We start from the raw sequence: 3,669 nt of genomic DNA, 5'->3' as shown, positions 1-3,669 counted from the left end.
AGCCATTTTATTTGAATTTTGAAACTGCCCCTAAACTAACAACGATTACAAGGGCTGAAAACAGTCAAATCTTTTAAAGTACCTGAGTAGTTACTGCAATTACTTTAAATATTGCAATTTTAGTGCTCGTTAAATCCTTAAAGTTAATTTAGAATACGCATAGGTTAAAGGGTTCGAGAATTTAGCTAAAACGAATTCATAAAGTTTATTTACTAAACATTATTATAAAAAGACCGTTTTTTGATAATTATGGCATATTTTAAAAATATGTAGGTGAACAATCTTGGTCAGCTGTAAATTCATTAAACTCTTAATATAATTCCTCCTACATTTGTATTACAAGTGAATACACCTAAATATATACAAATGAACGCTACAATAGAAAAAAAATTAACTCTACTCGCCTGCAGCAGGATTTATGTTTATACATAAAAAATAAGGCCGAAAAACCCAATCAGAGCGTAAACAATTACATTGAAACTCTTTTGTTAGAGGGCTCTGGGTTTTAGAACCAAACAACAAAACCATTAGCGCTATGCATGAAGTAAAAAATAAAAAGAAGTGGTTAGATACTGTTAATGGAGCGGAAGAATTGAATAAGTATTCATCGAATGTTCGGAATGAGTTATAGTCTTATTTTTAGTGCGTTTAGGAAGTCATTCAGAATTATTTAAATAGTCCAACAGGGTTATTAGAATTCCATCGTTTTTTAGAGCAGAACGAGATGAGTATTTGATAAGTAATTTTGATTTGCAGTCAGCGAACTGCTATTTGTCATTATAATGCCCTCTTGCGGAGATGATAGCTACTGTGATTATTTCGTCATTAATTGAATAAACAAGACGATGTTTGTCAGTGATTTTTCTGGCATATAATCCTTCCAGATCATATTTTTTTAACTGAGGCTTACCTCGACCAGTTCTGGGATGCTCTACTATCTCCTCAATTAATAAACGAACCTTTTTGTATGCTTTAGGTTCAGATTTTTTTAATTCCTTTAGGTCTTCTTGAGCCTTTTGTGAGAGAACGACAAGGTACATCGGTTACAAGCTCTCAAAAAAATTATTCAAATCTTCCTTGGATTTAAGAACTATGCTTTTGCCCTCTTTAATCTCTTGCTTTGACTCTTTGATTCTTTCAATCATTTCGGAAGTAAAGTATAAATCATCTGCTGATACTGGAGTGAGAACATAAGCTTGTTTGCGTCCTCTCTTTATCACTATCTTTTGCCCATTGTCAGCCATATCAAAAAAATCTTTTTGACGTTCTCGAAATTGTCTACTAGTTGTTTCTATTATAGCTTTCATTGCGTACATCTTTTGGTACACAAATATAAGAAGTATATTTTAGAAATTGATATCGAAAACCCACCGTTTTTTGATAGGTACTGTCGTCCGTACTAAATGTGTAAAACTAGATTTATAACGAAAATATATCTAAGCGTTCTTGTATGCTTGCTTAAGTATTAGACTTATGGCATTTTTTATTCTTTCCATGCCTTCCGGCTTATTTATGTCAATCTCACAAAAAGGCGTATCGGTTGATTTAGCATGTAGTACCATATAGTAAATACCTGCGACTAATAAACCGGCAACAGCTCTAAGATCAATACTTTGTCCTTGTAATTCTATATCAGCCAGTGCAAAAAAATGCTTACTCAACAACTCTCTTTCATCACAAACTTCTTTCATTATTGTAGTGCTTTGACTAATTTGCCATAAGACTATTTTTTGCATTTCTTCTTCGTTGAAAAAATAGTCTAACTGGTTCTTTAATAATGATTCCAGTATTTCCCTAGTGTTTTCTCCTTTATTATTTTTAATCATTTCTACGGCATTTCCCGAAGCAACTAACCAATAATCTTTACCCTTAACATAGGTTTCTATTAAGTTGTCTACTGTACCAAAGTATAAGGTAATTAGTCGCCTACTTAAGCCAGCAGCCCTTGAAATGTTACTGGCAGTTAATCCTGTATATCCTTTTGTTTTGATTATCGTTCCAACAGCGTCAATAAGCTTTAGGGTTGACCGCTCCTTGTCATTCGAAACCCCTTGATATCTTTTTTTAGTCATAAATAGCTTAAAATGTGGCTGATAATTATTAAAATAAATTATCCCATATTTGGGATAATTGCTATATTAGTGATGGAAACCTTATTTAATTCCCCTCCATTAGATAAATTAAAGGCTGCGAAGAACATGCAACCTATTTAACAAATATAATCGTATGAACGTAAATAATCTCGGTGGCCGGCTTCTTTTAATGCTGTTCTTCCTATACGCATCCTATCTTGCAAAAGGCCAAGGTTTTAATATAAGGGGACAGCTTTCAGGAGGCATAGGTGGCGATGTCGGTTATGCTACCGTCACACTTCGATCCATTACAGACACGCAGCTTATATGTGGCGCAAGTGCAGATTCTGTTGGAAGATTTGTGTTAAGTGGACTGAATTCAGGAACATACACTTTGCATATTCAGTCCATAGGAATGGAGCCTTTCAAACAGCAATTAGAATTGAAAAATGGTGATTTAGAACCTCCGTTAATCCAAATGAGAGTAGATTCAAAGCACATTGCATTAAGTGAGGTGACCATTACCTCCCAAAAACCATTTCTAAAAAGAGAAATTGATAAACTTGTCGTTGACATTGCGAGTAGTGTTTATAGTCGTGGAGAAAATGCTATGCGCTTATTTAATGTCATTCCCGGGGTTCAGACCGATGCCTTTGGAAATATCCTATACCGAGGCACCGAAGCCGTCACAGTGTATATCGATAATATAAAGGTACAATTAAGTGGCCAGCAGCTAGCAAATTACCTAAGGAGCATTCCCTCTGAATCTATAAAATCATACGAAATTCGTTCCATTGGGGGGGGCACAGTTTGATGCTAATAATACAGGCACAATTATAAACATCATTTTAAAAAGTGATTGTAAATATGGACTTACAGGGAGTGTCGGGGCTGAATATCAATATACCAAATACAGCAACACTTCAATCTATACCAACATGGACTACTCTATAGGAAAATTCACCTATCAAGTCAGTGGGAGTATTTATAGTGGTAAACAATTTGAAGATCAGGAGGAAATGCAGTTTTAAAAGTATTCGGGTATTAACTCATATCAGGTTAATAGCACAAATACTGAGGTTTTTTATGGGAACTATAAAGTTGGACTAGACTACCGAATGACTAAAAACCAAATCTTAACAGCAAACTTTGAAAAAACTAGTCTTCCAAATCATCCCTTTGCGGTATCAAAAAACATGTTTTCGAAGGGTAACCCGATCTCTATAGATTCGGCAGTAAACACCAATAATAAGAAAGATATACGGCAAAACACATCTCAGGCGAACTTTCTGTACAGGAATAAGCTGGATACTTTGGGAAGTACACTTGATATTGGATATAGTTATATTGATTTTGATAATAAATCTGATTCAGAAATCGCAACTAACTATACCTATCCCGGGAACACAGAGCGAAATTTTTCTGATGAATTATTTATCAGGAATCCGTTATTAATCAAAATTCACACGCTTAATGCTGATCTTTTAAAAAAATTACCCAACTGTAGTCGGTAACTTATAATGCAGGATTTTTGGCAATTAGGAATGCAGAGTATTTGGCAACAATAGTGCAGAGAAAATGGCAACAATGATGCAGA

Annotated in this window: 6 protein-coding genes; 3 read left to right on the top strand and 3 right to left on the bottom strand. The window is 34.5% G+C overall.

What is annotated here, in order from left to right; all coding sequences use genetic code 11:
- Window positions 1-767: 767 nt before the first annotated feature.
- From AAKU52_RS17225 to AAKU52_RS17215, 3 genes are all read right to left on the bottom strand, one after another.
- Window positions 768-1,040, bottom strand: coding sequence for a Txe/YoeB family addiction module toxin (locus AAKU52_RS17225; protein WP_354335853.1), 273 nt, complete (start codon window positions 1,038-1,040; stop codon window positions 768-770).
- 3 nt (window positions 1,041-1,043) lie between these two features.
- The gene (locus AAKU52_RS17220; RefSeq protein ID WP_354335850.1) at window positions 1,044-1,307 is read right to left on the bottom strand and encodes a hypothetical protein; all 264 of its coding nucleotides are present in this window, start codon (window positions 1,305-1,307) and stop codon (window positions 1,044-1,046) included.
- A gap of 129 nt (window positions 1,308-1,436) precedes the next feature.
- Window positions 1,437-2,072 carry a TetR/AcrR family transcriptional regulator gene (locus tag AAKU52_RS17215; protein WP_354335848.1) on the bottom strand — a complete coding sequence of 212 codons (636 nt, stop codon included), beginning with the start codon at window positions 2,070-2,072 and terminating at the stop codon, window positions 1,437-1,439.
- A gap of 190 nt (window positions 2,073-2,262) precedes the next feature.
- Between AAKU52_RS17215 and AAKU52_RS17210 the strand changes: the two genes are divergently transcribed.
- The 3 genes from AAKU52_RS17210 (at window position 2,263) to AAKU52_RS17200 (ending at window position 3,586) form a co-directional block, all read left to right on the top strand.
- Window positions 2,263-2,886, top strand: a complete 624-nt coding sequence (locus tag AAKU52_RS17210) for a carboxypeptidase-like regulatory domain-containing protein (protein ID WP_354335846.1) — start codon at window positions 2,263-2,265, stop codon at window positions 2,884-2,886.
- Window positions 2,867-3,103, top strand: coding sequence for a hypothetical protein (locus AAKU52_RS17205; RefSeq protein ID WP_354335844.1), 237 nt, complete (start codon window positions 2,867-2,869; stop codon window positions 3,101-3,103). Before AAKU52_RS17210 ends, AAKU52_RS17205 begins: the two co-directional genes overlap by 20 nt.
- 87 nt (window positions 3,104-3,190) lie before the next feature.
- A complete protein-coding gene (locus AAKU52_RS17200) occupies window positions 3,191-3,586 on the top strand; it encodes a hypothetical protein (protein WP_354335842.1) in 396 nt (131 codons plus the stop codon).
- The last annotated feature ends 83 nt before the right edge of the window (window positions 3,587-3,669 follow it).

Source organism: Pedobacter sp. CG_S7 (assembly GCF_040544395.1).
GTDB lineage: Bacteria > Bacteroidota > Bacteroidia > Sphingobacteriales > Sphingobacteriaceae > Pedobacter.
Note: the sequence above shows the minus strand (reverse complement) of the source record. Positions and strands in the feature narration are given on the sequence as shown.

Excerpts from the sequence above, each read along its gene's own strand:
- AAKU52_RS17225 (WP_354335853.1), bottom strand. The coding sequence starts at position 1,040 with ATGTACCTTGTCGTTCTCTCACAAAAGGCTCAAGAAGACCTAAAGGAA.
- AAKU52_RS17220 (WP_354335850.1), bottom strand. The coding sequence starts at position 1,307 with ATGAAAGCTATAATAGAAACAACTAGTAGACAATTTCGAGAACGTCAA.
- AAKU52_RS17215 (WP_354335848.1), bottom strand. The coding sequence starts at position 2,072 with ATGACTAAAAAAAGATATCAAGGGGTTTCGAATGACAAGGAGCGGTCA.
- AAKU52_RS17210 (WP_354335846.1), top strand. The coding sequence starts at position 2,263 with ATGCTGTTCTTCCTATACGCATCCTATCTTGCAAAAGGCCAAGGTTTT.
- AAKU52_RS17200 (WP_354335842.1), top strand. The coding sequence starts at position 3,191 with ATGACTAAAAACCAAATCTTAACAGCAAACTTTGAAAAAACTAGTCTT.